Annotated in this window: 23 protein-coding genes; 6 read left to right on the top strand and 17 right to left on the bottom strand. The window is 45.3% G+C overall.

What is annotated here, in order from left to right; all coding sequences use genetic code 11:
- Positions 1 to 106 precede the first annotated feature (106 nt).
- Complete coding sequence (locus OL444_RS04385) at positions 107 to 742, bottom strand: LON peptidase substrate-binding domain-containing protein (protein ID WP_264734451.1); 636 nt, start codon at positions 740 to 742, stop codon at positions 107 to 109.
- 137 nt (positions 743 to 879) lie between these two features.
- Between OL444_RS04385 and OL444_RS04380 the strand changes: the two genes are divergently transcribed.
- Genes OL444_RS04380 through OL444_RS04370 form a run of 3 tightly spaced genes read left to right on the top strand, consistent with a single transcriptional unit; the run spans position 880 to position 3,283 of the window.
- On the top strand, positions 880 to 1,698 hold the full coding sequence (locus OL444_RS04380; protein WP_264734452.1) for a glycosyltransferase family 2 protein: 819 nt from the start codon (positions 880 to 882) through the stop codon (positions 1,696 to 1,698).
- Between the two features lie 11 nt (positions 1,699 to 1,709).
- Positions 1,710 to 2,612: a methylmalonyl Co-A mutase-associated GTPase MeaB gene (meaB, locus tag OL444_RS04375; protein ID WP_264734453.1), complete on the top strand. Its 903-nt coding sequence runs from the start codon at positions 1,710 to 1,712 to the stop codon at positions 2,610 to 2,612.
- 5 nt (positions 2,613 to 2,617) lie between these two features.
- A complete protein-coding gene (locus OL444_RS04370; RefSeq protein WP_264734454.1) occupies positions 2,618 to 3,283 on the top strand; it encodes a DNA alkylation repair protein in 666 nt (221 codons plus the stop codon).
- On the opposite strand, the gene OL444_RS04365 is transcribed toward OL444_RS04370, so the two are convergent.
- Complete coding sequence (locus OL444_RS04365; protein WP_264734455.1) at positions 3,276 to 4,547, bottom strand: chloride channel protein; 1,272 nt, start codon at positions 4,545 to 4,547, stop codon at positions 3,276 to 3,278. The genes OL444_RS04370 and OL444_RS04365 overlap by 8 nt on opposite strands.
- Positions 4,548 to 4,734: 187 nt before the next feature.
- On the opposite strand from OL444_RS04365, the gene OL444_RS04360 reads away from it, so the two are divergent.
- From OL444_RS04360 to OL444_RS04350, 3 genes are all read left to right on the top strand, one after another.
- On the top strand, positions 4,735 to 5,310 hold the full coding sequence (locus OL444_RS04360; RefSeq protein ID WP_264734456.1) for a protoglobin domain-containing protein: 576 nt from the start codon (positions 4,735 to 4,737) through the stop codon (positions 5,308 to 5,310).
- 37 nt (positions 5,311 to 5,347) lie between these two features.
- On the top strand, positions 5,348 to 5,608 hold the full coding sequence (locus OL444_RS04355; RefSeq protein ID WP_264734457.1) for a DUF2024 family protein: 261 nt from the start codon (positions 5,348 to 5,350) through the stop codon (positions 5,606 to 5,608).
- A 102-nt stretch (positions 5,609 to 5,710) separates the two neighbouring features.
- Positions 5,711 to 6,325: a MarR family winged helix-turn-helix transcriptional regulator gene (locus OL444_RS04350; protein ID WP_264734458.1), complete on the top strand. Its 615-nt coding sequence runs from the start codon at positions 5,711 to 5,713 to the stop codon at positions 6,323 to 6,325.
- An 85-nt stretch (positions 6,326 to 6,410) separates the two neighbouring features.
- Here the strand turns inward: OL444_RS04350 and OL444_RS04345 are convergent, their stop codons facing one another.
- From OL444_RS04345 to OL444_RS04275, 15 genes are all read right to left on the bottom strand, one after another.
- Entirely contained in the window at positions 6,411 to 6,881 is a 471-nt protein-coding gene (locus OL444_RS04345; protein WP_264734459.1) for a GNAT family N-acetyltransferase, read from the bottom strand.
- 22 nt (positions 6,882 to 6,903) lie between these two features.
- On the bottom strand, positions 6,904 to 7,119 hold the full coding sequence (locus OL444_RS04340; protein WP_264734460.1) for a CAMCR motif-containing small membrane protein: 216 nt from the start codon (positions 7,117 to 7,119) through the stop codon (positions 6,904 to 6,906).
- Positions 7,120 to 7,180: 61 nt separating this feature from the next.
- Positions 7,181 to 7,753, bottom strand: a complete 573-nt coding sequence (locus OL444_RS04335; RefSeq protein WP_264734461.1) for a DUF420 domain-containing protein — start codon at positions 7,751 to 7,753, stop codon at positions 7,181 to 7,183.
- A 77-nt stretch (positions 7,754 to 7,830) separates the two neighbouring features.
- Positions 7,831 to 8,520, bottom strand: a complete 690-nt coding sequence (locus tag OL444_RS04330; protein WP_264734462.1) for an SCO family protein — start codon at positions 8,518 to 8,520, stop codon at positions 7,831 to 7,833.
- Positions 8,521 to 8,579: 59 nt separating this feature from the next.
- Positions 8,580 to 8,987 (bottom strand): cytochrome C oxidase subunit IV family protein, encoded by a 408-nt coding sequence (locus tag OL444_RS04325; protein WP_264734463.1) that lies wholly within the window; start codon positions 8,985 to 8,987, stop codon positions 8,580 to 8,582.
- A gap of 67 nt (positions 8,988 to 9,054) precedes the next feature.
- A complete protein-coding gene (locus OL444_RS04320) occupies positions 9,055 to 9,729 on the bottom strand; it encodes a cytochrome c oxidase subunit 3 (protein WP_264734464.1) in 675 nt (224 codons plus the stop codon).
- A 27-nt stretch (positions 9,730 to 9,756) separates the two neighbouring features.
- Positions 9,757 to 10,320, bottom strand: coding sequence for a cytochrome c oxidase subunit 3 (locus OL444_RS04315; protein WP_264734465.1), 564 nt, complete (start codon positions 10,318 to 10,320; stop codon positions 9,757 to 9,759).
- A gap of 18 nt (positions 10,321 to 10,338) precedes the next feature.
- Positions 10,339 to 11,238, bottom strand: coding sequence for a heme o synthase (gene cyoE, locus OL444_RS04310; protein ID WP_264734466.1), 900 nt, complete (start codon positions 11,236 to 11,238; stop codon positions 10,339 to 10,341).
- Positions 11,239 to 11,369: 131 nt separating this feature from the next.
- Entirely contained in the window at positions 11,370 to 13,181 is a 1,812-nt protein-coding gene (locus OL444_RS04305) for a cytochrome c oxidase subunit I (RefSeq protein WP_264734467.1), read from the bottom strand.
- A gap of 115 nt (positions 13,182 to 13,296) precedes the next feature.
- Positions 13,297 to 14,337, bottom strand: coding sequence for a cytochrome c oxidase subunit II (locus OL444_RS04300; protein WP_264734468.1), 1,041 nt, complete (start codon positions 14,335 to 14,337; stop codon positions 13,297 to 13,299).
- Positions 14,338 to 14,403: 66 nt separating this feature from the next.
- Positions 14,404 to 15,609, bottom strand: a complete 1,206-nt coding sequence (locus OL444_RS04295) for a quinol:cytochrome C oxidoreductase (RefSeq protein ID WP_264734469.1) — start codon at positions 15,607 to 15,609, stop codon at positions 14,404 to 14,406.
- Between the two features lie 45 nt (positions 15,610 to 15,654).
- Positions 15,655 to 16,266: a c-type cytochrome gene (locus OL444_RS04290; protein WP_264734470.1), complete on the bottom strand. Its 612-nt coding sequence runs from the start codon at positions 16,264 to 16,266 to the stop codon at positions 15,655 to 15,657.
- 83 nt (positions 16,267 to 16,349) lie between these two features.
- Positions 16,350 to 16,943: a DUF3341 domain-containing protein gene (locus OL444_RS04285; RefSeq protein ID WP_264734471.1), complete on the bottom strand. Its 594-nt coding sequence runs from the start codon at positions 16,941 to 16,943 to the stop codon at positions 16,350 to 16,352.
- Positions 16,944 to 16,991: 48 nt separating this feature from the next.
- Positions 16,992 to 18,428, bottom strand: coding sequence for an NrfD/PsrC family molybdoenzyme membrane anchor subunit (gene nrfD, locus OL444_RS04280; RefSeq protein ID WP_264734472.1), 1,437 nt, complete (start codon positions 18,426 to 18,428; stop codon positions 16,992 to 16,994).
- A 114-nt stretch (positions 18,429 to 18,542) separates the two neighbouring features.
- On the bottom strand, positions 18,543 to 21,608 hold the full coding sequence (locus OL444_RS04275; RefSeq protein ID WP_264734473.1) for a TAT-variant-translocated molybdopterin oxidoreductase: 3,066 nt from the start codon (positions 21,606 to 21,608) through the stop codon (positions 18,543 to 18,545).
- Positions 21,609 to 21,619: the final 11 nt, after the last annotated feature.

Raw genomic sequence — 21,619 nt, 5'->3', positions numbered from 1 at the left:
TTTTTACGGCGGGAAGCAAAAAAAACCAAATTACGCCCTGTTAAAAGCGCGTTAAAGTTCCTGTATTTATTCGCTAAAACTATTGCCTGTCAAGCATTTGCATAGATTACAGGTCATCTGCAGAAAGATTTCTGAAATGGCCATTCAGTTTCACTCTTTCTTTCAGTTTTTCCATTTCTGCCATCATGGGAATCACCTTGTGCAGATGGCGTTTCAGGTATTCCAGCCGTTGAGATTCGAAAAACAGGTGCAACAGCTCATACTCTTCTTCCAGCGACAGTCCTGCGTGATGGGCCAGATCGTAGGCAGTGAGCCGGGTATCTTCTTTTTTAAATGTTTTGTGCACCTGCAGAATGGCATGCAGTTCCCGTACCCCATGCAGCACCTCTTTCAACAGCCTGGCATTACCCGATTCATTATTTTCCGGGTAGTTGACAATAGCTCCGCCATACAACTTATCAGGTATGTCGCCTACATACTCCAGAACCCTGAAAACACTGAGGCCACGCGTCACTATATCCATTTCTTTATTGTCATAAATTTTTTCTACTTTTTCAATCTGTACCAGGGTGCCATATTCCATTAATTTTTTTTCTACCACGGCGGGAATGCCAAAAGGCTTATTTTCCGCGATGCATTCCATAATTAACTGCTTGTATCGTGGTTCAAAAACGTGTAGATTCAGCTGCTCTCCGGGATAAACAACTACGCTGAGCGGAAATATGGAAATGAAATTGGTCATCTTAATGAGTACTATTTTGCTAAAGTTAAAAAATCGCCCGTCATATAGGCCGCTTAATCTGCTTATTGGGGCAATCATACCTATATATTAAATAAAAGAAATACCTTTATAGATAACATTACTACTTACTCGCGAACATGCTAACAGCCACATCTACAATATCGTTGTTGATTTCTACATACAATTGGCCTGCAGCCTTAGCTTTATGTCTTAACAGTATTAGAACACAAACTATCCTGCCGGATGAAGTAATTATAGCGGATGATGGTTCCAAAGATGAAACCAGGGAATTAATTCTTAATATGAAGAAGAATTTCCCCGTACCCATTATTCATGTTTGGCAGGAAGATAACGGTTTCCGGCTGGCAAAGATCAGGAATAAGGGCATTGCCCGGTCGTCTTCGGATTATATTATCCAGATCGACGGGGATCTTATTCTTGATAAACATTTTATTGAAGATCATATGTCTATAGCGGAAGAAGGTTATTTCATCACCGGTAGCCGGGCCCTGCTTTCGTCTAATACCACCTCCAAATTATTCCGCGATCCAAATATTCCTATCAGTTATACTTCTACTCCTTTCAGTCATTTTTTCAATGCGGTCCGCTTTGCACCGCTCACCCGTTATTTATCAACGCGGTATAAAGTAGGCGGCAAATACAAATATTATGTAAAAGGCTGCAATATGTCTTTCTGGAAAAAAGACCTGATCACTGTCAACGGATATGATGAGAACTTTATTGGCTGGGGCATGGAAGACAATGATATTGCGGTACGGCTGCTGAATGCAGGCGTTCGCAAAAAATTTATCAAAATGGGCGGCGTAGCTTTCCATTTGTACCACCGGGAAAATTCCAGGGGTAAACATCAGGCCAACAGTATATTGGTGAAGGCCGCTGTGAGCAGCAAAAAAATAAAAGCAGAAAAAGGAATATTGGAATACTTGGTTCATTAAAGTGAGCATACATGTACCAGCCATTAGCAGCAGGATTGTTGAAAGGAGATATTAAATCACTGGCACGGTGTATTTCTCTGGTTGAAAATGAAGCAGCCGGCTATGAGCAGCTGCTGGAACAGTTACCCGCTACCAGCCATACCAAGGTGGTAGGCATCACGGGCCCTCCCGGCGCTGGCAAAAGCACCCTGGTAAATGCGCTGATTACCCATCTGCTGGAGCAACAGAAAAAAATTGCCATCATTGCCGTAGATCCTTCTTCTCCTTTTAATTTCGGCGCCCTGCTGGGCGACCGCATCCGGATGTCGCAACACTTCAACCACCCACAGGTATTTATCCGCTCTATGGCCAGCAGAGGCGCATTGGGCGGGTTAAGCCCGAAAATCATTGAAGTCAGCGATATCATCAAAGCTGCCGGCTTTGACTATCTTTTCATTGAAACAGTAGGCGTAGGACAAAGTGAAGTGGAAATTGCCGGTATTGCCGATACCACCATTGTAGTGGTAGTACCCGAAGCCGGCGATGAAATACAAACCATGAAAGCCGGACTGATGGAGATTGCAGACATCTTTGTTGTCAACAAATCTGACCGGGATCATGCGGACATTTTTGTTAAAAACCTGCGGTTACTGGCCCACAGCAAGCATAACGGCGGCTGGGAAATTCCGGTTATCAAATCTATTGCTACACAACGGGAAGGGATACACGAAATCACTACTGCCATACAGCAACATCACCAGGAAACCATACATCAACACCAGCGACATACGCTACTGCTCACCGAAAAAGCATACCAGCTTATTCAGTACCGTCGTATGAAAGACCTCAGCAAACAGCAACTGCAGTCAGAAATTCAAGCCCTGCTGGAGGAAAAATCGTTTAACCTTTATCGTTATATCAATACTAAAAGCTGAATGGTATGGATTACCTCCGGTACATCAGGGAAGCCTACACCAACGCGGCCAATCCTGACCAGGCTGTCGCCATGAAACAATACATGCGGAATCAGTTTGAGCATCTCGGCATTGCTACTCCCGTACGCCGTCAGCTGAATAAGGAACTAAAAGCCCTGCATGGCCTGCCGCCCATTGAACAGATGCCGGCACTCATCAAAGCATTGTGGGCACTTCCCGAAAGAGAATATCATCACGCAGCGATCGACTTCATGCAGCTATCGCATAAACAGTGGACGGACGCACATATTCATCTCTTTGAGTACATGATTACCCATCAGTCGTGGTGGGATACAGTAGACGGTATCGTTTCCTGTCTGGCCGGCCCGTGGCTCAAAAGATTTGCCAGCCACCAACCTGGCATTACCGACCGTTGGATCAACAGTGAAAATATCTGGCTACAGCGGTCGGCCCTCATTTTCCAGCATGGTTATAAGCAGGATACCGACGAACAGTTATTATATCGTTACATTCTGCAATGCGCCGGATCAAAGGAATTTTTCCTTCAGAAAGCGATCGGGTGGTCATTGCGGGAATATGGTAAAGTAAATCCGGCCAGTGTCATTCGTTTTGTCAACAGTCATGACCTGGCGCCACTCAGCAGGAGAGAGGCATTGCGGCGCATTACCTGACAGCTTCCACGTTTCTTTTTCTTCCCACCAGTACTGCCAAACTATATGCAGCCACACATGCCACCACTAACGGCAGCGATGCCTGCCACTGGTGCGTCGTTTCCAGGCCCAGCGCTATCGCCGCCAGCAACGCCCGGGAAGTACCGGCAAACAAAGCGAACATACCGATCAATGCTGCCATGACCGGGTTAATGATAATAGCCGGAAATATCAATTGTATTACCACAGCCAGTAACAGTCCTACTGCCCCGCCAGTAATCAGTACCGGGGTAATGCTGCTGCCGGTTTTTGCCACACCTGCAAAAAACAACCAGGCCACCAGTTTCAGGACACTCCATACAAACAATAATTGCAAGGTGACACGTGCCCTTAAGAGGTTGCTGATATAATCATCTCCTGCTCCCAATGTTTCCGGCGCCAGATAGCCTATCAGGCCTGTCAGCAAGGCCGCTGCCAATATCCACCCTTTATTGCGGGAGCTGCTGCCGGCTGTCAGCCGTTGTATAACATGATATAACCGGGTAATACCTCCCGCCAATAACCCGGCGAGCAATCCTATAAAAAAATATACACCGAGTGCCGGCAGGTTGAATGCGGGACCATCCCCGAAATGAAATACGGGATTCCCATGGTGTATTACATAATTCCCAGCGCCTCCCACTGCGGCCCCTATCACTGCCGGTAACACCTGTTGCCATTTCCACTGAGGCAACCATATCTCCAGCGCCAGCAGCAAAGCGGCTACTGGTGCTCCAAACAACATCGCCAGCCCACTGCAGGCGCCGGCTACAAATAACGTATACTGTTCCGTTTCCAGGAAGTGGTCTTTTTTTCCGGACAGGATGCCAAACATCCCGCCCATCAGCATGGCCGGGGCTTCTTTTCCCAACGAGCCACCCGTAGCCGTAGCCAGGATCATACCCGGTATTTTCAGCCAGTTACTGTTGCGTACAGCCGCCCAAAGCAATAGCAGGGAACCAGCCACCGGCAACAGGATCACGGCTGCCCCCAGGTTATGATAAGCGGGGCTCTCTGCCCCCGTTTCCCACTGGCCGTAGAAGGCAAACCTCATCAACCTGTCTGTCAGTCCGCTGATACCTATCGCTATGATGGCCGTTAAGATCGCTGTCAGCAAAGCCCGCAGATATAACTGCAGCAAGCGGCCTATGCCCATCTTTGTATTGGTGACTGTGGCCGCAGGTACTGGTGCAGCTGGTATCAGGGGTAAACCTTGTTGATTAACAGGGTAGATAATATTCTTCATGCAGGATTGTTAAGTTGCTATAAACCAAAGCTATAGTGTTCCTATCATAATCTCAAATGAAATTTAAATAATATGTAGCAGGCCTACGCATAATCGTATACGTTATCTCACACTTTTTTTAGTTAGGAAGCCTCATTATATTTGCATAATACCAGATCCTGCAACATGAAAACCAAAATAAGTATGTATGAGTAACCCTGGGCCAAAAACTGTGTTACCGGATACTTCCTCTGCTGTCATTGATGCGCTTACGTTGGTAAAACTTAAACGCATGCTGCTTTTTACCCAGGAGGATGAGCAATACCTGGTTATGGCCGGTAATATATTGGCAGACCATACGGATGACATCCTGCATAAATGGTATGAGCAGATACTGCACAACAATTACCTGGCGCATTATTTCACCAGAAACGGAGAACCGGATCTGGAATATCTCCAGCGTTTAAGACCGCGTTTCCAGGAATGGCTGCACAGTCTTTGCACGAGAACAGAAAACCAGCAATGGTGGCAGTTTGAAGAAAGAATAGCGGCGCAGCTACAGTTAAAAAATGTGCCCGACAATATGGAGCCATTGCCATTGGTATACCTGCGTTATCTGTCTACTTTTATTTATCCGGTTGCCGAGGCCGGACGTTTTTTTCTGCAGCACCATAGCGGATATGCGCCGCATGAAACAGAACGGATGCATCAGGCATGGTTTAAAGCAGTCAGTTTCAGCGTATTGTTGTGGATCTACCCCGAGGGGAAATCTTTGCCATTTTAATATAACCGTTTCCGTTAGCATCCAAAATGTATCCTTTATGGAAGTTGCCGTTTTTGACACTTATGTAAAGAAAAGAGCCGGAGGCTATATGCATTTTGATATCATTGTAACAAAAGAGACTTCTTTTGAAAAGGTGTTGTTTTTTGGTAACGCCTGGCTGCAGTCTAAATGGCCCGGAGCACCGGCAGTACTGCCGAAGGATTGTCGTTTTTGTCATCTTACAGCAGTCATTCCCCGCTGGGAAAAACAAATACAACAACTTGGATACTTTATTCATGAACTGGAAGGTTGTCATTAATTATTTTACGCGGAAACAACAGGATATTACTAATATGCTATTTACACGCCCATAATTATATTGTACCTTGCCGTCCTAATTTATAAGGACAGCAAGAAAAATATGGGGAAAGTTTCCACATTCAGCCCCGCGCAGCAGGCAGAAAACACAACAAGTAAAGTAGTGGCAGCGCTGGAACGCTTATCTGAAGCGTTTCGCGTATTATTATGGCAAGAAGCCACGAGGTATGGGTTAAGTCCCATCCAAATTCAGGTACTTACATTTTTACTACACTACCCGGAAGAAAAACGTACAGTCACCTCTTTGGCATCGTATTTCAACATGACCAAAGCGACGATCAGCGACGCGGTAAAATCGTTGGAACAAAAAAATTATCTGACCCGTAAACCAAGTGCTACAGACACCCGCAGTCACACCTTACATCTCGTAAAAGAGGGCAAGGCAATCGCGAGGAAGGTAGAGAAATTTGCTCAACCTTTAGAGGAAACATTAGCCACTGTATCTGAAAAAGAACAGGGCGGATTACTGGAGCAGCTGATGCAACTGATTTATCAGCTCAACCAACAGGAGGTAATTAACACACAGCCCATGTGTTTTAATTGTCAATTCTACACTGTTAAAAGAGGTCACTATTGCAACCTGATAAAAACGTCGCTCAAACCGGCAGATTTACGGGTGGATTGTTCTCAGTTTGAATTGAGAGAAGAAGAAGCATAATTTTTTATACAATGCTTGTATAACGGTCACGTTATGTTTCGTTCCGAAGCATAACGTGGTTGTATGTCTGTATGTGAAGAACTGATTATATCTGTGTCAGTCTGAAAGTCATTTCATTATCTCCGGCTACAAAGCCAAATTGTTCGTATAGGGCTCTTCCGTCTTCGCTGGCATGTAAACTTACTTTTCCGGTGTTACGTTCGCGGGCTTCTTCCAGTATTTTACCGAATAATACTTTTGCAATGCCTTTGCGGCGATAGTCGGGCAGGGTGTATACATTGAGGATGTAGCCAACTTTACCTTCCAGGTTGTGGTATAGCGGGGGTTGATTATAAAACACAATACCTGCACTGGCTACCGGTTTACCTTCATATTCAGCAAACCAGTTTACGAAATTGCCTTTGGGCAGATGTTCCTGCAGGTACACTGTTAACTGATCAAATAACACGGGGTCCTGGGATAGATCAGCTTTGGGGTATACCTCTTTCAGAAATTGCAGCCTTAAATGAGTCAGCTGCGTGATATCACCGATATCCGCTTTTCTGTAGGTAATCATTGTTATTAAGGGTTATGCCGGATCAGGCTTCCTGATTACTTTTCCACCAGCGAAAAGCCAGAAAGCCTATAATTGCAAGCGGCGTTAATGCCAACATTAAAATACCATTGTTCAATCCTTTAGCAGGGCCTTCACCTAATTGTTGTGCTGTTTTGGTACACAGGGAACACTGCGCCATTAAAGGCCCGCTGATCACCGTTAAAATTCCTGCCAGCAATAACAAATACCACTTCTTCATAGCATCGTAATTTGATCCAACAAAATTAGTTCATCTACCTTAAAAAATCTCCCTAATTATATCAATGGTAGTAGGGAGAAATCATAATATAAACAATCACACCCGTCACTGCCACATAGAACCAGATCGGCCAGGTAATACGGGCTATTTTACGATGACGGGGAATATCATTCTGGAAACCACGCAACAGGGTGAATAATACCAGTGGCACGATAACGGCCGCCAGTACAATGTGTGTGAGCAACAGGAAATAATACAGATAACGAATACCACCCAGGGTTGCTTTTTCTGCCGCATCCAATACACCATTGTGATCCAGATCGCCAAAACGCGTTTCCGGCGCCAGGGAATGATAAGTCACATAGGAGAGGAGGAATACTACGGATAAGGCCACTGCGATGAGGTTAGCTATTTTATGGGCTTTCACCTGACCGTTTTTAACAAAGTACAGGCTGGCCGCCAGCAACACTGCTGTAGCTGAATTCAGAATCGCATGAAACAAGGGAAGTATTCTGATATCAAATCCAGGATGGAAATCTGGTTTGGGCAAAATAAACAACAACGCTACCAGTACCGGAATAACAATGGATACGATGGTAATAGGCGTGTTGAGATTTTTATTCTTCAATTCCATGATGCACTAAATGCTGAAAGGTGAATAAAGAAAGGTGAACACCCTTTCCTTATTCACCTTTCACTATAAATATTTTATCAGTTTCCGGAGAACAGTTTTTTCAGGAACTGCACAAATCCGGGCCGGTGTCTGTCTTTCGCCAGGTGCAGGGTAGCGATATCTCTGGCGCATCTTACCACTGCATTGGAATCAAGTCCATCATAATAACCTCTGATGTTCTTGTTTTTATCGATCAGTACCAGTTTTTCGGTATGTACAAAATCATCCGGTCCACCATCTCCTTCTGTTACAGAAACGAAAAATTCGTGTCTGGCCAGATCATAAATCTCTTTCTTATCGCCGGTCAGCAACCACCAGTTGTCGGGATTTATCTGGTAGTCGTATGCGTATTTGCGCAACTTATCTACCGAATCCCTTACCGGGTCTACTGAAAAGGAGAGTATCTGTAATAAAGAATCATTCTTTACGTAGGCACTCTGTATTTTCCGCAGGTTTTTTGTCAGCGTAGGACAGATACTGGGACAGGAGGTGAAAAAGAAATCAACGAGGAGTACTTTTCCTTCCATGTCTTTCAGACTTACCTTCTGACCAAGCTGGTTGGTCATTTCGAAGTCTTTGATCTGATGGAAAACCGTATCGTAGGTTACCTGGCCATTTTTCGTAATGGTGTCTACCCTTTCCGGAATGAAGTAGGCGGGTACAGGTACTACGTTTTTACCATAGTAATCTACAATCAGATAACCAGCCAGCGGCACCAGTATTGCCAATAAAACTCCTAATAAAGCCCTGCGAGAAATGATCCTGATAATTTAAAAATGAGATAAAATTAGTGTCCGTGTCCAGCTTCTTTCGGAGTGGCTTTAGGTGTTTCAATCGGCGTACCTGGTCTCAGGTCGTTTCTCATGTTTTTCCAGGAATCACCTTCGTAGAGGAAAGCGATGATAAACCATACGAACAGGAGGAGCGGCATTAATATCGTCATGATCAGGTTCTTGATTTCATGCCCGAGGTGCATAAACTCCGCCACGATAAAGAAGGCTTTGAAAATGGTGAGGATGATAAAGATACCATTCAGCACCAGTCTGCTCGGGAAACCTGTTTCCAGGTGTAAGAATGCCAAACCAACTTCCACTACTGTGATACCCAGGAGGATCCAGAACGTTTTCCAGATACCTTTGGTAGATGAATCAGCATGCGCATTTTCGTGACCTGCTGCAGTATGTGTATGCTCCATTACTATTTAAATTAAATAAATTCCAAAAATCAGATTCCAAATAATCAATAACAAACCTTGTGTTTGATCAAAGCAGGTAGAAGCAGGTGAATACGAATACCCATACCAGGTCTACAAAGTGCCAGTACAGTCCTACTTTTTCTACCATTTCGTAGTGACCTCTCTGCTCGTAGGTACCTTTCAGTACGTTGGCAAGGATCACGATATTCAGTACCACGCCGGAAGTTACGTGTAAACCGTGGAAACCGGTGATGGTAAAGAAGAAGTTGGTGAAGTTAGTAGAAGCCTGTGTACCATCCACATTCAGGAATGGATTACGACCCCACCAGGCGCCTTCATGGAACAGGTGTGTCCATTCCCATGCCTGACAGGCGAGGAACGCAGCACCACCAACGATGGTCCATGTTAACCATTTAACCACAGCCTTTTTATCTCTCATGTGACCGGCATGTACTGCCAGTACCATGGTTACAGAACTCATGATGAGGATGAAGGTCATTAAGCTCACAAATACCAGCGGTAAGTTGGCATGTCCCATACCAGGGAAAGAGCGGAACACTTCATTCGGATCAGGCCAGGATGTGCTGGAAAACCGGATGGTACCATATGCTATCAATAATGCGCCGAAAGTGAACGCATCTGACATCAGAAAGTACCACATCATCAACTTGCCATAGCTCACATTAAAGGGAGAATATCCTCCGGCCCACCATTTTTTCTTCGCTGTAACTGCTGTATCCATTGTTAGTTTTATAAAATTTTACAAAGTTTATCTGGCGATACTTAAAAAAATTAACAGGTAAATCCACAATATGTCCACGAAATGCCAGTATGTGGCGGCCACTTCGATGGGTACTGCGCTGTAGGTACGTACGCGGGTTCTGTAAGCCCTGCCAAACATAATGAGTAGTGCTACTACACCACCCAACACGTGTAACATATGTACACCTACGATTACATAAATAAAGGAAGCCGAAACCGGTCCACTCAACGGTAATCCGCTGTTTTTCAACTGCACAAAGCCGATCCATTGACAGGCTGCAAAAACTACTCCCAGTATAGCCGTAATGGTTATTAACTGTTTATAGCGCTGCATATTCCTTTCTTTAAACTGTTTTAAAGCCAGGTGAACGGTTAAGCTACTCAATAAAATAATAGCGGTAGATAACCAGAAAATATGCGGCAGTTCAAATGCCAGCCAGTTTGCCTGAGATCTTTTTACAATGTATGCACTGGTAAACCCGATGAACATCATGGTAATGCTACCCATAGCAATCCATAGGGAATATTTGTGCGGATGTATTTTTTTTCGTTCTATGCCCATTGTATGCATCACTCCTCCGATTTCAATTTAAGCTTTGTCCAACAATTGCGAGAGCTGAATCACTGTCAGATAAATATAAGATCCGAACATCAGCTTCCGCGCTGCAGGAACATCGTTCTTTCTATACAGGTTAATAGCTCTGTAAAGGAAAAAAACACCACCCAGAATAGCAATAATGGCAGAAATGCCACCTGTGATCTTCAGCAGGTAAGGTGCTACACCAGCCGGGATCAGCAATAAAGTATATAAAGCCGCCTGAATAGCGGTAAGCTTATTAGGCTCGCCGTTAGCTGGCAATAATTTAAAGCCTGCTGTTGTATAATCCTTGTGTGCAATCCAGGCGATAGCCCAGAAATGCGGGAACTGCCACAGGAATTGAATAGCAAATAAAGACCAGCCGCCTTCATCCAGGTTATTGGCGCCGGCTACCCATCCGATCAACGGTGGCAGTGCGCCAGGAATAGCACCTACCAGTACGGCCAGTGAATTCCATTTTTTCCAGGGGGTGTATACGAAACCGTACATCACCAATGAAAACAGGCTAAGTGCTGCAGCCAACCAGTTGAAGCAATATCCCATAATCAGGATACCTGCCACACCGGTAATTACTGCTACCACGATCGCTTCTCCTTCTGTCATACGACCGGAAGGTAAAGGGCGTGGCGCGGTACGTGCCATCAGCTTATCTGTATTTTTTTCCCATATCTGGTTGATGGTATTAGCTGATCCGGAAACCAGTAAACCACCAGCAAATAATAAAAGAACTTTGATCAGATTAAACTCCACCCCCGGCACCAGCAAATAACCCACAACAGAGGAAAACACGACCATGAAAGTGAGATTAAATTTCATTAGCTGAGAATAATCCTTCACTTTGCTGGCTACTGCATACGATGACGACAACTTTATGGAGTTTTCTTGCAACATATTTTTTCTATCCACATCCTGGTTTTAAATCCAGGACAAATTTACAAACATCACAGGGAAGAAGATCCCGGAAGGCAGATTTTTCGGATAAACATCCTCGGTACTACCTGCCGGAATCTTTTACCAATATGCTAGTGTACTACTTCATTAGGTCCTATTGGCTCAGTCTGCGGAATGAAATCTCTTCCATCCTTGCTGTAGTCATAAGCCCAGCGGTGTACTACCGGAATTTCACCAGGCCAGTTACCGTGACCAGCGTGAATCGGAGTAGTCCATTCCAGGGAAGTTGCCTTCCATGGGTTCTCGGTAGTCATTTTTCTACCTTTGAAAATGCTATAGAAGAAGTTGAAAACGAACAACAATTGTACAGCAAATACCAGGATTACCACGATCGTGATGAATTCGTTCAGACCACCAAACTGTTTGAAGGAAGCCCATTGAGATACATCATAATATCTTCTTGGCATACCGGCCATACCTTCATAGTGCATAGGCCAGAAAATCAGGTAAGCGCCTACCATTGTTACCCAGAAGTGGATGTAACCGATCGTGTTGTTCATGAAACGGCCATACATTTTAGGGAACCAGTGGTAGATACCGGCAAACATACCGAAGAATGCAGATACACCCATTACAATGTGGAAGTGGGCAATCACAAACATGGTATCATGCAGGTGAATATCGATAGAAGAGTTACCTAACCAGATACCTGTTAAACCACCGGAGATGAAAGTACTTACGAAACCGATAGAGAACAGGGCAGCCGGAGAGAAGTTGATATTACCCTTCCAGATAGTAGTGAGCCAGTTGAACACCTTGATGGCAGATGGTACCGCGATCAATAATGTTAACAGTACGAAGAATGCACCGAGGAATGGATTCAGACCAGTTACGAACATGTGGTGTGCCCAAACCAGGAAGGCCAGGATACAGATCGCAAACAGGGAACCGATCATCGCCAGGTAACCGAAGATAGGCTTGCGGGAACTTACCGCCAGTACTTCAGAAACCATACCCATTGCAGGGAGGATGATGATATATACTTCCGGGTGACCTAAGAACCAGAATAAGTGCTGATACAGGATAGCGCTACCACCTTCGTTAGCCAGTGCTTTACCGGCGATGAAGATATCGGAGAGGTAGAAGCTGGTACCTGCGTGGCGATCCATGAGTAACAGGATGAAGCCGGACAGCAATACAGGGAAAGACAATACGCCCAGTACAGCGGTAAAGAAGAATGACCAGATGGTTAAAGGCATTTTGGTCATTGCCATACCCTGGGTACGCATGTTCAGGATAGTGGAAATATAGTTCAGACCACCCAGCAGCTGAGAAACAACAAACAGCGCCATGCTGGTCAACCAAAGATCCACACCTATTTTAGAACCGATAGAAGCGTCTCCCAGTGCACTCAGTGGCGGATACATTGTCCAACCTCCGGAAGCAGGACCTGTTTGTACAAACAGGGAAGCCATCATTACCAGACTGGCCAGGAAAAAGAACCAGTAGCTGAGGCAGTTCATGAAAGGGGAGGCCATATCACGCGCACCTACCTGCAGTGGAATCAGCAGGTTTGAGAAGGTACCGCTTAAACCGGCAGTTAATACAAAGAATACGAGAATAGTTCCGTGCATAGTAACCAATGCATAATAAGCTTCGGCAGTAATGCGGCCACCTTTAGCCCAATGGCCCAGGATACTTTCCAGCCAAGGGAATGTAGCATCGGGAAAACCCAGTTGCAAACGGAACAGTACAGAGAAGAAAGCACCTATGATGGCCCAAACGATACCAGTGATCAGGAATTGTTTGGCAATCATTTTGTGATCCATGGAGAACACATATTTCGAAATGAAACTGTCTTCATGGTGGTGATCATGATCATGATGATCATGCGCGCCGTGCATAACCTCCTGTTGACTGTGCAATGTTGCTTCGTTACTCATAATCGGTTCGGTTTATTATTAAACTAACAGTCGGGAAGTATTGTCGTTTGTCAGTTTATCTTTATTGTTTTTAATTGTACTCCGTCAATAAAATCTTCTAACACAAAAATACGGCTTACTTGGTATTGGCAGCAATCGCTTTTTGAGTGCTGTCAGCCTTCGGTGCATCAGCCGGAGCTGCTGCAGGGTGAGCCAAAGAATACTGGGTAGGTTGTTTGGCAATCCACGCATCGTATTCTGCCTGTGTTTCTACCACAATCACACCTCTCATAGAGTAGTGACCGCTACCGCACATCTGATCGCAGGAGATTTCATAAGTGAAATCGGGGTCGCCGGTTTTTTCCTTCATTTGTTTAGTGGTAAACTTAGGCGTAAACCAGAGGGTAGTAGGGATACCAGGTACCGCATCCATTTTCATACGGAAGTGAGGTAAACCAACATCATGGATAACGTCGCGGGAACCGATAACGAATTTCACGGGTTTGCCCACCACCAGGTGAACTTCCGTTGCCATGAAGTCATCTTTGCTCAGCTGATCATCCCAATCCATACCCAGTGGGTTGCTGGCAGCTTCGTCGATTCTTTTGAAATCGCGGCGGCCCAGCTGACCATCTTTACCCGGGTAGCGGATCAACCAGTTAAACTGTTTACCGGTGATTTCTACTACTGCAGCATCTTTAGGTGCGTCAGAAGTGAGTTGGAACCAGTGTTTCAGACCAAATGCTACCAGCACTGTCAGTGCAATAGCAGGGATAACGGTCCAGATAACTTCCAGTTTATTATTATGCGGGAAATAAAATGCTTTACGGCCTTCTTTTTCCTGGTATTTAAATGCGAACCAGAAGAGGAGGATCTGTGTAATGACAAATACGATACCGGTGATAGCCAGTGTTACATAGATCAGGGTATCTACACCTTCACCTTGTACAGAAGCAGACTCGCCCAGGATCTTGCCTTTCAGCAGATCGTTACAGTAGTACACTCCTATAAGCCCCAGCACCAGGAATGCAATCAGCAGGAAACCATTTATGCGGTTACTTTGCTGGCGCGCTTTCTTTTCTCCCTTCAATATGGACACATATTCGCTCGCCTTCGCAATCTGGAAGATGACTATGAATATGAGAACAACAACTAAGACTGCTAAAAATCCTGACATTGCTATATGAAATAATTAAGTTATCTAATGCTTTTCTATTGCCTAATCTCCGTACTCACCCTACTATTAGGTGTGGTGAACGATACTTTCTTTCAGATAAGGATGATTTTTCGGAACCAGCGCAGCTTTAGTAAGTTGGTTGGTAACCAGGAAAATGATCAGTCCCACAAAACCAAGTCCGAGTCCAAGTTCATACCAAGGGAAAACCAGGTGCTTTGAAGTGCCTGGAGCTACCATCTGCCAGAAATCCAGCCAGTGACCACAGATGATCACGATAGCGATGAAAACAACAGCAGTATAATTACGTTTAGTGTCCCGTTTCATCAGGAACAATAACGGAGTAACAAAGTTAATGAGGAGGTTCAGGAAGAAGATTGGTCTCCATTCGCCCCAAACACGTGGCTGGAAGTAAACGGTTTCTTCCGGCATGTTGGCGTACCAGATCAGCATATACTGAGAGAACCACAGGTAAGTCCAGAAGATGCTGAAAGCAAACATGAATTTACCTAAGTCGTGCAGGTGTTCTTCTGTTACGTAAGAGAGGTAACCGTGTTTTTTCAGGTATACTACAAACAGGGCGATCAGGGATAAGCCGGAAACCCAGGTGCTTGCGAATGTATACCAGCTGTACATGGTAGAGAACCAGTGAGCATCTATGCTCATCAGCCAGATCCAAGGGGTGGTAGAACCAACGCTCAGGGTAAATACTACCAGGAATCCACCGCACCAAACGGTGTTTCTCCAGATCAGTTTTTTACCGGTTTCAGGACGCAGATCCCATCCATCTTCTTCGATAGACATTTTACGGAGTCTCAGGGTAAAGAATATCCAGAGCGCCAGTGTGATGATAGTAGCAGTGGTGAAGAATCCTTTGTTCAGGAAAGCAGATTTCCAGGTCAGGATTTTGTCTTCCGCAACATGATGTGCGTTGATCCAGTGGTAGATGTGTTCCTGGCCACCGAAAACAATTAACATCACTACTACAAATAAAATGGCTGCCAATACCGGCACGGCCATGGAAATAGCTTCAGGAACGCGACGGAAGGCAATCTGCCAACCACCATGAGCCAGGGTAGTAGCTGCGATAAAGAACGTGCTGGCCAATGTAATCAGCAAAAAGAAGCTGCTGTTTTGCAACAGACCGGCCCAAAACCGTGTAGCGTTTTCACCTTTAAACGCAATTAATCCGATCAATAAAGTCAGCAAGCCCACGCCCATTAACACGAAGCTGGTCTTTTTTAATCTTGCCGGTACTACAAATTGGTCTTTCATTACTGTATATTAAAATACTTGTTTGAAATTCAGTTTAACTCTCTCTTATTTAGCTGCAACGCTGTCTTTAGCAGGAGCGGCTTCAGTTGCAACAGCTAATGCTTTTGCACCCGGTTGTTTGCTTCTGATATAAGCAGCCACTTCCCAGCGTTGTTCTCTGTTCAGCTGGCTGGCATAGCTACCCATCATGTTAAAACCGTAGGTCATTACATGGAACAGGCGGCCTTCTGTATAACCAGCTTTTGCGCCGGCTACCAGATCAGCAGGTTTTGCAGGGTAAGGACCATTACCGTCTTTGTACAGCGGACCATTACCATCCAGTGAGGTACCATGGCAGATACCGCAGTAGATATTAAATAAACGCTCACCCTCTTTCAATCTTGCAGGAGTAATGTCCAACGGATTTTTTACCAGATTAGCCAAAGCCGTATCTGATTCTTTCAGATGGTATGGCAGCAGTTCACCTCTTTTTACTGTTCCTTCCACTGGTTTCAGGCCTGACAAACGAGCACTATAGAATTCATACGCACGGGATTCATACATGTCTGGCATATAAATCCTGCCGGGCTTTCTGTTATGCTCCCCTCTGTTACAGGCTGCCAGGAAAGCTCCAGTTGCCAATGCGGCTACAATCAATATGTTGGAAGTCCTTTTCATCAGAAATTATTTATCTAGCTTTCATTAGTTCTTGCTTGCTCAAATCCTAATGTTGCAACTGTATATTTTAGCTGTTATTATAATTAAGCGTTTGCGGTTTGAATCTGACGGGTATAAAACTCGTCTTCTTTATCATACCTACCGAACCACCAACCTGCTTCAGCTTTTTGTTCATTGATATCCTTTGCACCGGCTGCAGCCAGGAAGTTTTTCACTTCTTCTGCATTGGTTTTTTCTGTCAGCTCTATTACCATTACAAACTTATCATCTGTCTGTCTGGGGTGGAAGATGTGTTTCTTCACACCTGGCATGAGCTGGCACAGGTAACAGAAAGTCATCACCATTCCTACCGCTGCGAACAGTACTGTCAGCTCAAACGTGATAGGAATAAATGCTGGTAAAGGAAAATGTGGTTTACCACCAATGTTCAGCGGCCAGTCTACATTAAATACCCAACTCATGAAGGATAATGCTGTAGTGGTACCGGTGATACCATATATGAAACCGGCTGTGTGGAGGCTGGTTTCTCTTAAACCCATTGCATGATCGAGGCCGTGAACAGGAAAAGGAGTGTATACATCGTGCAACTTGTAGCCTGCAGTACGAACTTTCTTTACTGCCGGAAACAATACTGCCTCATCGTCAAACAAGCCTACAACAAAATTTTTAACAGCCATATATTTAAAAATTCAAATTCCAAGTAATTAATTCTGTCAATTCGTCTATTAGTGTGCGTGTGCAACGTCGTGAGCAAATTTCTCAGCGCTTTCTTCTTCGTACACTTCCATTTTCTCTTTATAGTTCTGACCGGAAGTTTTCAGGATAGACTTGATCTCAGCTACCGCGATTACCGGGAAGTATTTAGCGAACAGGAAGAAGCAGGTAAAGAACAGTCCGAAAGTACCCATGTAGAAACCTACTTCAGGCCAGGACGGACGGTAGTAAGACCAGCTGGATGGCAGGTAATCACGATACAGGGAAGTACAGATGATTACGAAACGCTCAAACCACATACCGATGTTTACGATGATAGACATTACGAAAGTCACCATTACATTTCTTCTCATTTTGCGGAACCAGAACACCTGCGGAGTGATTACGTTACAGGTCATCATGATCCAGTAAGACCAACCCAGCGGACCGGCAGCACGGTATTTGAAGAAGGTATCGAACTCGTAAGGGTTAGCACCGTACCATGCCATGAATAACTCAGTCAGGTAAGCGCAACCTACTACGGAACCGGTTAATACAATTACCTTGTTCATGGCTTCCATGTGACCCAGGGTAATGTATTCTTCGAGGTGTAATATTTTACGTGTAATGATCAGCAGGGTTTGTACCATCGCAAATCCGGAGAAGATCGCACCCGCTACGAAGTAGGGAGGGAAGATGGTAGTGTGCCAACCAGGAATAACAGAAGTCGCAAAGTCAAAAGATACGATGGTGTGTACAGACAATACCAGCGGAGTGGATAAACCTGCCAGTACCAGTGACAATGCTTCGTGACGTTGCCAGTGTTTGGTGGAACCTGTCCAACCGAAAGCAGCTACACCATATAACAGCTTACGCAGTTTGGTTTTAGCTCTGTCGCGGATAGTTGCGAAATCCGGTAACAGACCGGAATACCAGAACAACAGGGAAACGGTAAAGTAAGTAGAGATCGCGAATACGTCCCACAGCAGGGGAGAGTTAAAGTTAACCCATACCGGACCGCGGGTGTTAGGATAAGGCAGGATAAAGAATGCCATCCATACACGACCCATGTGAATAATCGGGAACTGACCGGCGCACATTACCGCGAAGATGGTCATCGCTTCTGCCGCACGGTTTACCCCTGTACGCCAACCCTGGCGGAACAGGAGGAGGATCGCGGAGATCAGGGTACCGGCGTGACCGATACCTACCCACCATACGAAGTTGGTAATATCCCAACCCCAACCGATGGTCTTATTCAGATTCCACACCCCAACACCGAAGTAGATCTGCCAAAACACTGAAAATGCGCCGAAGCCCAACAGTGCCAGGGATATAAAAAAGCCTACATACCACAATTTACCAGGCTTCCCTTCGATGGGACTAATGATATCTTCCGTTACCTGGTGATAATCCTTAACCCCGTCTACTAAAGGTTCTCTCAGTGTGGATTCGTATTTTAAATGCATATTCTATAAGCTTTTAGCTGCTAGCTTCTAGCTACTAGCCCTTGTCTTTTGTTATGATCTCAGATTCTGTAACTCTTTCTGTCTTTTTCCTTTAACGATTACCGGTTAAAGATCTTATGCGTGATGTCCTTCTTCCTTGTGAGCAGGAGCTTTCTCTGCTTTAGGAGCGGCATCTTTGTTTCTGATCTTAGCCAGGTAGCTGATAGAAGGCAGTACGTGGGTTTCTTCCAGTACATAGTACATTCTATCTGTTTGTGCTTCGTTGCGGACCTTATAGATTTCGCTGTTCTTATCGTTGATGTTACCAAATACGATCGCATCAGCTCCACATGCTTGCTGGCAGGCAGTTTTAGCAGCTCCATCTTTCAACGGATGACCAGCTTTCTTCGCATCCAGTTTCGCTTCCTGCAGACGTTGTACGCAGAAGGAACATTTTTCCATCACACCACGGCTACGAACCACTACATCCGGGTTCAGTACCATACGGGTCAGGTTATCGTTCATATCTGCCACATCGTACAGGTTGTTTTCGAAACTATCTGCTCCGTTCCAGTCTCTCCAGTTCAGGCGACGTACTTTATAAGGGCAGTTGTTTGCGCAGTAACGGGTACCGATACAACGGTTGTAAGCCATCTGGTTGATACCTTCAGAGCTGTGGTTGGTAGCACCAACCGGACAAACGTTTTCGCATGGTGCGTTATCGCAATGCTGACACAGCATTGGTTGGAACACTACTTCCGGATTGTTTTCATCACCGCTGAAATAACGGTCGATACGAATCCAGTGCATTTCGTGTGCTTTCGCTACTTCTTCTTTACCTACAACGGATACGTTGTTTTCTGCCTGACAGGCAATGGTACATGCACCACAACCGAAACAGGTGTTCAGGTCGATAGACATACCCCATTTGATACCTGGGTAGCTGAAGTTAGGATAGAGGGTAGCGTCTTTACGGAAGTCAGCACCGAACTTCTTCAGTTCGTGTCTGTCTTCGTTTACTTCTCTGGGGTTCTTGATGAACTCTTCCAGGGTAGTTTCTTTTACGATAGGACGACCTTCGTAGCTATTGTGCGTTTGTGTTAAAGCAACAGGATATTTCTCACCGGTAGCTTCTACTGTAGCGTCTACAGCGAAGTAATCGAAAGTCTGACCATTGTTGCTAACGAAAGGATAAACATTCTGACCGACACCGGCAGCAGCTCTACCTACGTTTTTACCACGGCCGTAACCTACTGCGATAGCGATTACATCCGGGTGCATACCTGGAACAATCAGCAAAGGCAGAATTACTTCTTTACCGTTGGCTTTAATTTTCAGTACTTTCTTTTCGGTGTTGATTTCGTAGTCATCGCCCAGCTGGGTAGCGAATGTCTTAGCCAGGGTATTGGATACACAGGCGTAGTTATCCCAGGTAGCGCGGGTGATTGGATCCGGCATTTCCTGCAACCATGGGTTGTTGGAGAGTTTACCGTTACCGATAGCTACTTTTTCGTACAGTACCAGTTCGTATTTACCACCTTTCTTCGCGCTGTTGATTTTAGCAGCAGCACCGGCGATGTCACCGGAGAAAGCAGCACCACCTAAAGCTGGTGCAGTAGCTGGTTCAACCACACCATCCTGCAGTGCTTTATCCCATGCTTCCAGTCCACCCAGTTTGCTTACCCATTCGTTTTTCAGGTAATCAGCCCAGATAGTGGTATTGCCAGCCCAGGACAGTAAAGTATCCTGTACTGCACGGGTTTTGAACAGCGGGGTGATAGTTGGCTGTGCGAAGCTGTAGTAGCCAGGCTTACCTTCAGCATCATTCCAGTTTTCCAGGAAGTGATGATCAGGCGCCACATATTTACATAATTCAGTAGTCTCGTCGTTTCTGTCGTTGAAGGATACTGCCAGTTTTACTTTCTTCAGTACTTCTGCAAATTTCGCTGCTTCGAAGTAATCGTAAGCAGGGTTAGCACCGTATACCAGTACTGCACCAACACTACCAGCGTTCATATCTGCTACCAGTTTAGCGATATCGCTATCGATACCCTGACGGTAGTTAGAAGGAGCAGCCAGGTCAATCGTAGTACCGTTGGCACCTACGATATTGTTGATGGCATTTACGATCAGTTGAATGTTCACATCGTTGGAACCGCTTACTACCAGTGCTTTACCAGCGTTGGCTTTCAGTTCTTTCGCGGCTTTGGCGATACCTTCTTTTACGCGGGCATCAGCGATAGCAGGAGCAGTAACGCTACCACCAACAGCTGCCAGCAGGGCCAGTGCAATCGCACCGGTTTCAGAAGGCTTGTGGGTATATCTTTCGTCAGCGTTGGCACCGGTAAGGCTCATGTGGCTTTCGAACTGGAAGTGTTTGGACATTTCCGGTTTCTTAGCGTCGATCTTACGGGTTTGCGCAAACTGGCGGGAGTATTCAACCGGGTTTAACCAGGTTCCCAGGAAATCAGCACCCAGACTCACGATTGCTTTCGCATTTTCGAAGTGGTAGGATGGGATGATTCTTTTACCGTAGGAAGCTTCGTTTGCCAGCAGCATACCGGAGAAAGATACCGGATCGTATACTACGTGGCGGGAGTTTGGATATTTAGCCAGGAACTCGCCGATCACTTTTTTAGTGGATGGGCTGAGTAAAGTGGTACTTACTAAAACAACAGGAGCACCGCCTAATCCGGCCAGTGCTGCAGTTACTTGTTTATCCAGTTCGGCCCAGGTAGTTTCCGTACCGCCGATAGACGGGAAACGGAGGCGGGCTACATCATACAGGCTCAATACAGCGCCTTGTACTTTTGCCGAGGTAGCACCCTGGGTGATCGATGATAAGGTATTTCCTTCTATTTTAATAGGACGACCTTCGCGGTTTTTCACCACTAAAGGCACATATTCACCATCAATTGAGTAGGAAGAAGCATAATAGTTGGCTACACCCGGAGTAATATCTTCCGGTTTGTTTACGTAGGGAATTGCTTTCTTGATAGGTGTTTCACAGCTGGCAGCGATTGTAGCAGCAGCCGTAGTGAAACCCAGGTATTTCAGAAAATCCCTGCGCGGGGTAGTAGCATTCAACAGACCTTCACTCTCAAACGGTAATTCTTCACTGAATTCGTTCTTCACAATTTCCTGATGCGCAGCTGTATTGTGCAACTCCTCCAAGCCTTTCCAATACTTTTTTTGCTCCATGTTATATTAAC

Origin of the sequence: Chitinophaga nivalis, from assembly GCF_025989125.1 — a bacterium.
In the GTDB taxonomy this organism is placed as follows: Bacteria; Bacteroidota; Bacteroidia; order Chitinophagales; family Chitinophagaceae; genus Chitinophaga; species Chitinophaga nivalis.
This window is presented reverse-complemented; position numbering and strand designations above follow the sequence as displayed.

Bases quoted from the DNA above. Each gene is read 5' to 3' on its own strand.
- OL444_RS04360 (WP_264734456.1), top strand. From the start codon at position 4,735: ATGAGTAACCCTGGGCCAAAAACTGTGTTACCGGATACTTCCTCTGCT.
- OL444_RS04315 (WP_264734465.1), bottom strand. From the start codon at position 10,320: ATGCATACAATGGGCATAGAACGAAAAAAAATACATCCGCACAAATAT.
- OL444_RS04325 (WP_264734463.1), bottom strand. From the start codon at position 8,987: ATGGAGCATACACATACTGCAGCAGGTCACGAAAATGCGCATGCTGAT.
- OL444_RS04275 (WP_264734473.1), bottom strand. From the start codon at position 21,608: ATGGAGCAAAAAAAGTATTGGAAAGGCTTGGAGGAGTTGCACAATACA.
- OL444_RS04365 (WP_264734455.1), bottom strand. From the start codon at position 4,547: ATGAAGAATATTATCTACCCTGTTAATCAACAAGGTTTACCCCTGATA.
- OL444_RS04355 (WP_264734457.1), top strand. From the start codon at position 5,348: ATGGAAGTTGCCGTTTTTGACACTTATGTAAAGAAAAGAGCCGGAGGC.
- OL444_RS04285 (WP_264734471.1), bottom strand. From the start codon at position 16,943: ATGGCTGTTAAAAATTTTGTTGTAGGCTTGTTTGACGATGAGGCAGTA.
- OL444_RS04370 (WP_264734454.1), top strand. From the start codon at position 2,618: ATGGATTACCTCCGGTACATCAGGGAAGCCTACACCAACGCGGCCAAT.
- OL444_RS04300 (WP_264734468.1), bottom strand. From the start codon at position 14,337: ATGTCAGGATTTTTAGCAGTCTTAGTTGTTGTTCTCATATTCATAGTC.
- OL444_RS04385 (WP_264734451.1), bottom strand. From the start codon at position 742: ATGACCAATTTCATTTCCATATTTCCGCTCAGCGTAGTTGTTTATCCC.
- OL444_RS04350 (WP_264734458.1), top strand. From the start codon at position 5,711: ATGGGGAAAGTTTCCACATTCAGCCCCGCGCAGCAGGCAGAAAACACA.
- OL444_RS04380 (WP_264734452.1), top strand. From the start codon at position 880: ATGCTAACAGCCACATCTACAATATCGTTGTTGATTTCTACATACAAT.
- cyoE (WP_264734466.1), bottom strand. From the start codon at position 11,238: ATGTTGCAAGAAAACTCCATAAAGTTGTCGTCATCGTATGCAGTAGCC.
- OL444_RS04345 (WP_264734459.1), bottom strand. From the start codon at position 6,881: ATGATTACCTACAGAAAAGCGGATATCGGTGATATCACGCAGCTGACT.
- OL444_RS04340 (WP_264734460.1), bottom strand. From the start codon at position 7,119: ATGAAGAAGTGGTATTTGTTATTGCTGGCAGGAATTTTAACGGTGATC.
- OL444_RS04305 (WP_264734467.1), bottom strand. From the start codon at position 13,181: ATGAGTAACGAAGCAACATTGCACAGTCAACAGGAGGTTATGCACGGC.
- meaB (WP_264734453.1), top strand. From the start codon at position 1,710: ATGTACCAGCCATTAGCAGCAGGATTGTTGAAAGGAGATATTAAATCA.
- OL444_RS04320 (WP_264734464.1), bottom strand. From the start codon at position 9,729: ATGGATACAGCAGTTACAGCGAAGAAAAAATGGTGGGCCGGAGGATAT.
- OL444_RS04290 (WP_264734470.1), bottom strand. From the start codon at position 16,266: ATGAAAAGGACTTCCAACATATTGATTGTAGCCGCATTGGCAACTGGA.
- OL444_RS04295 (WP_264734469.1), bottom strand. From the start codon at position 15,609: ATGAAAGACCAATTTGTAGTACCGGCAAGATTAAAAAAGACCAGCTTC.
- nrfD (WP_264734472.1), bottom strand. From the start codon at position 18,428: ATGCATTTAAAATACGAATCCACACTGAGAGAACCTTTAGTAGACGGG.
- OL444_RS04335 (WP_264734461.1), bottom strand. From the start codon at position 7,753: ATGGAATTGAAGAATAAAAATCTCAACACGCCTATTACCATCGTATCC.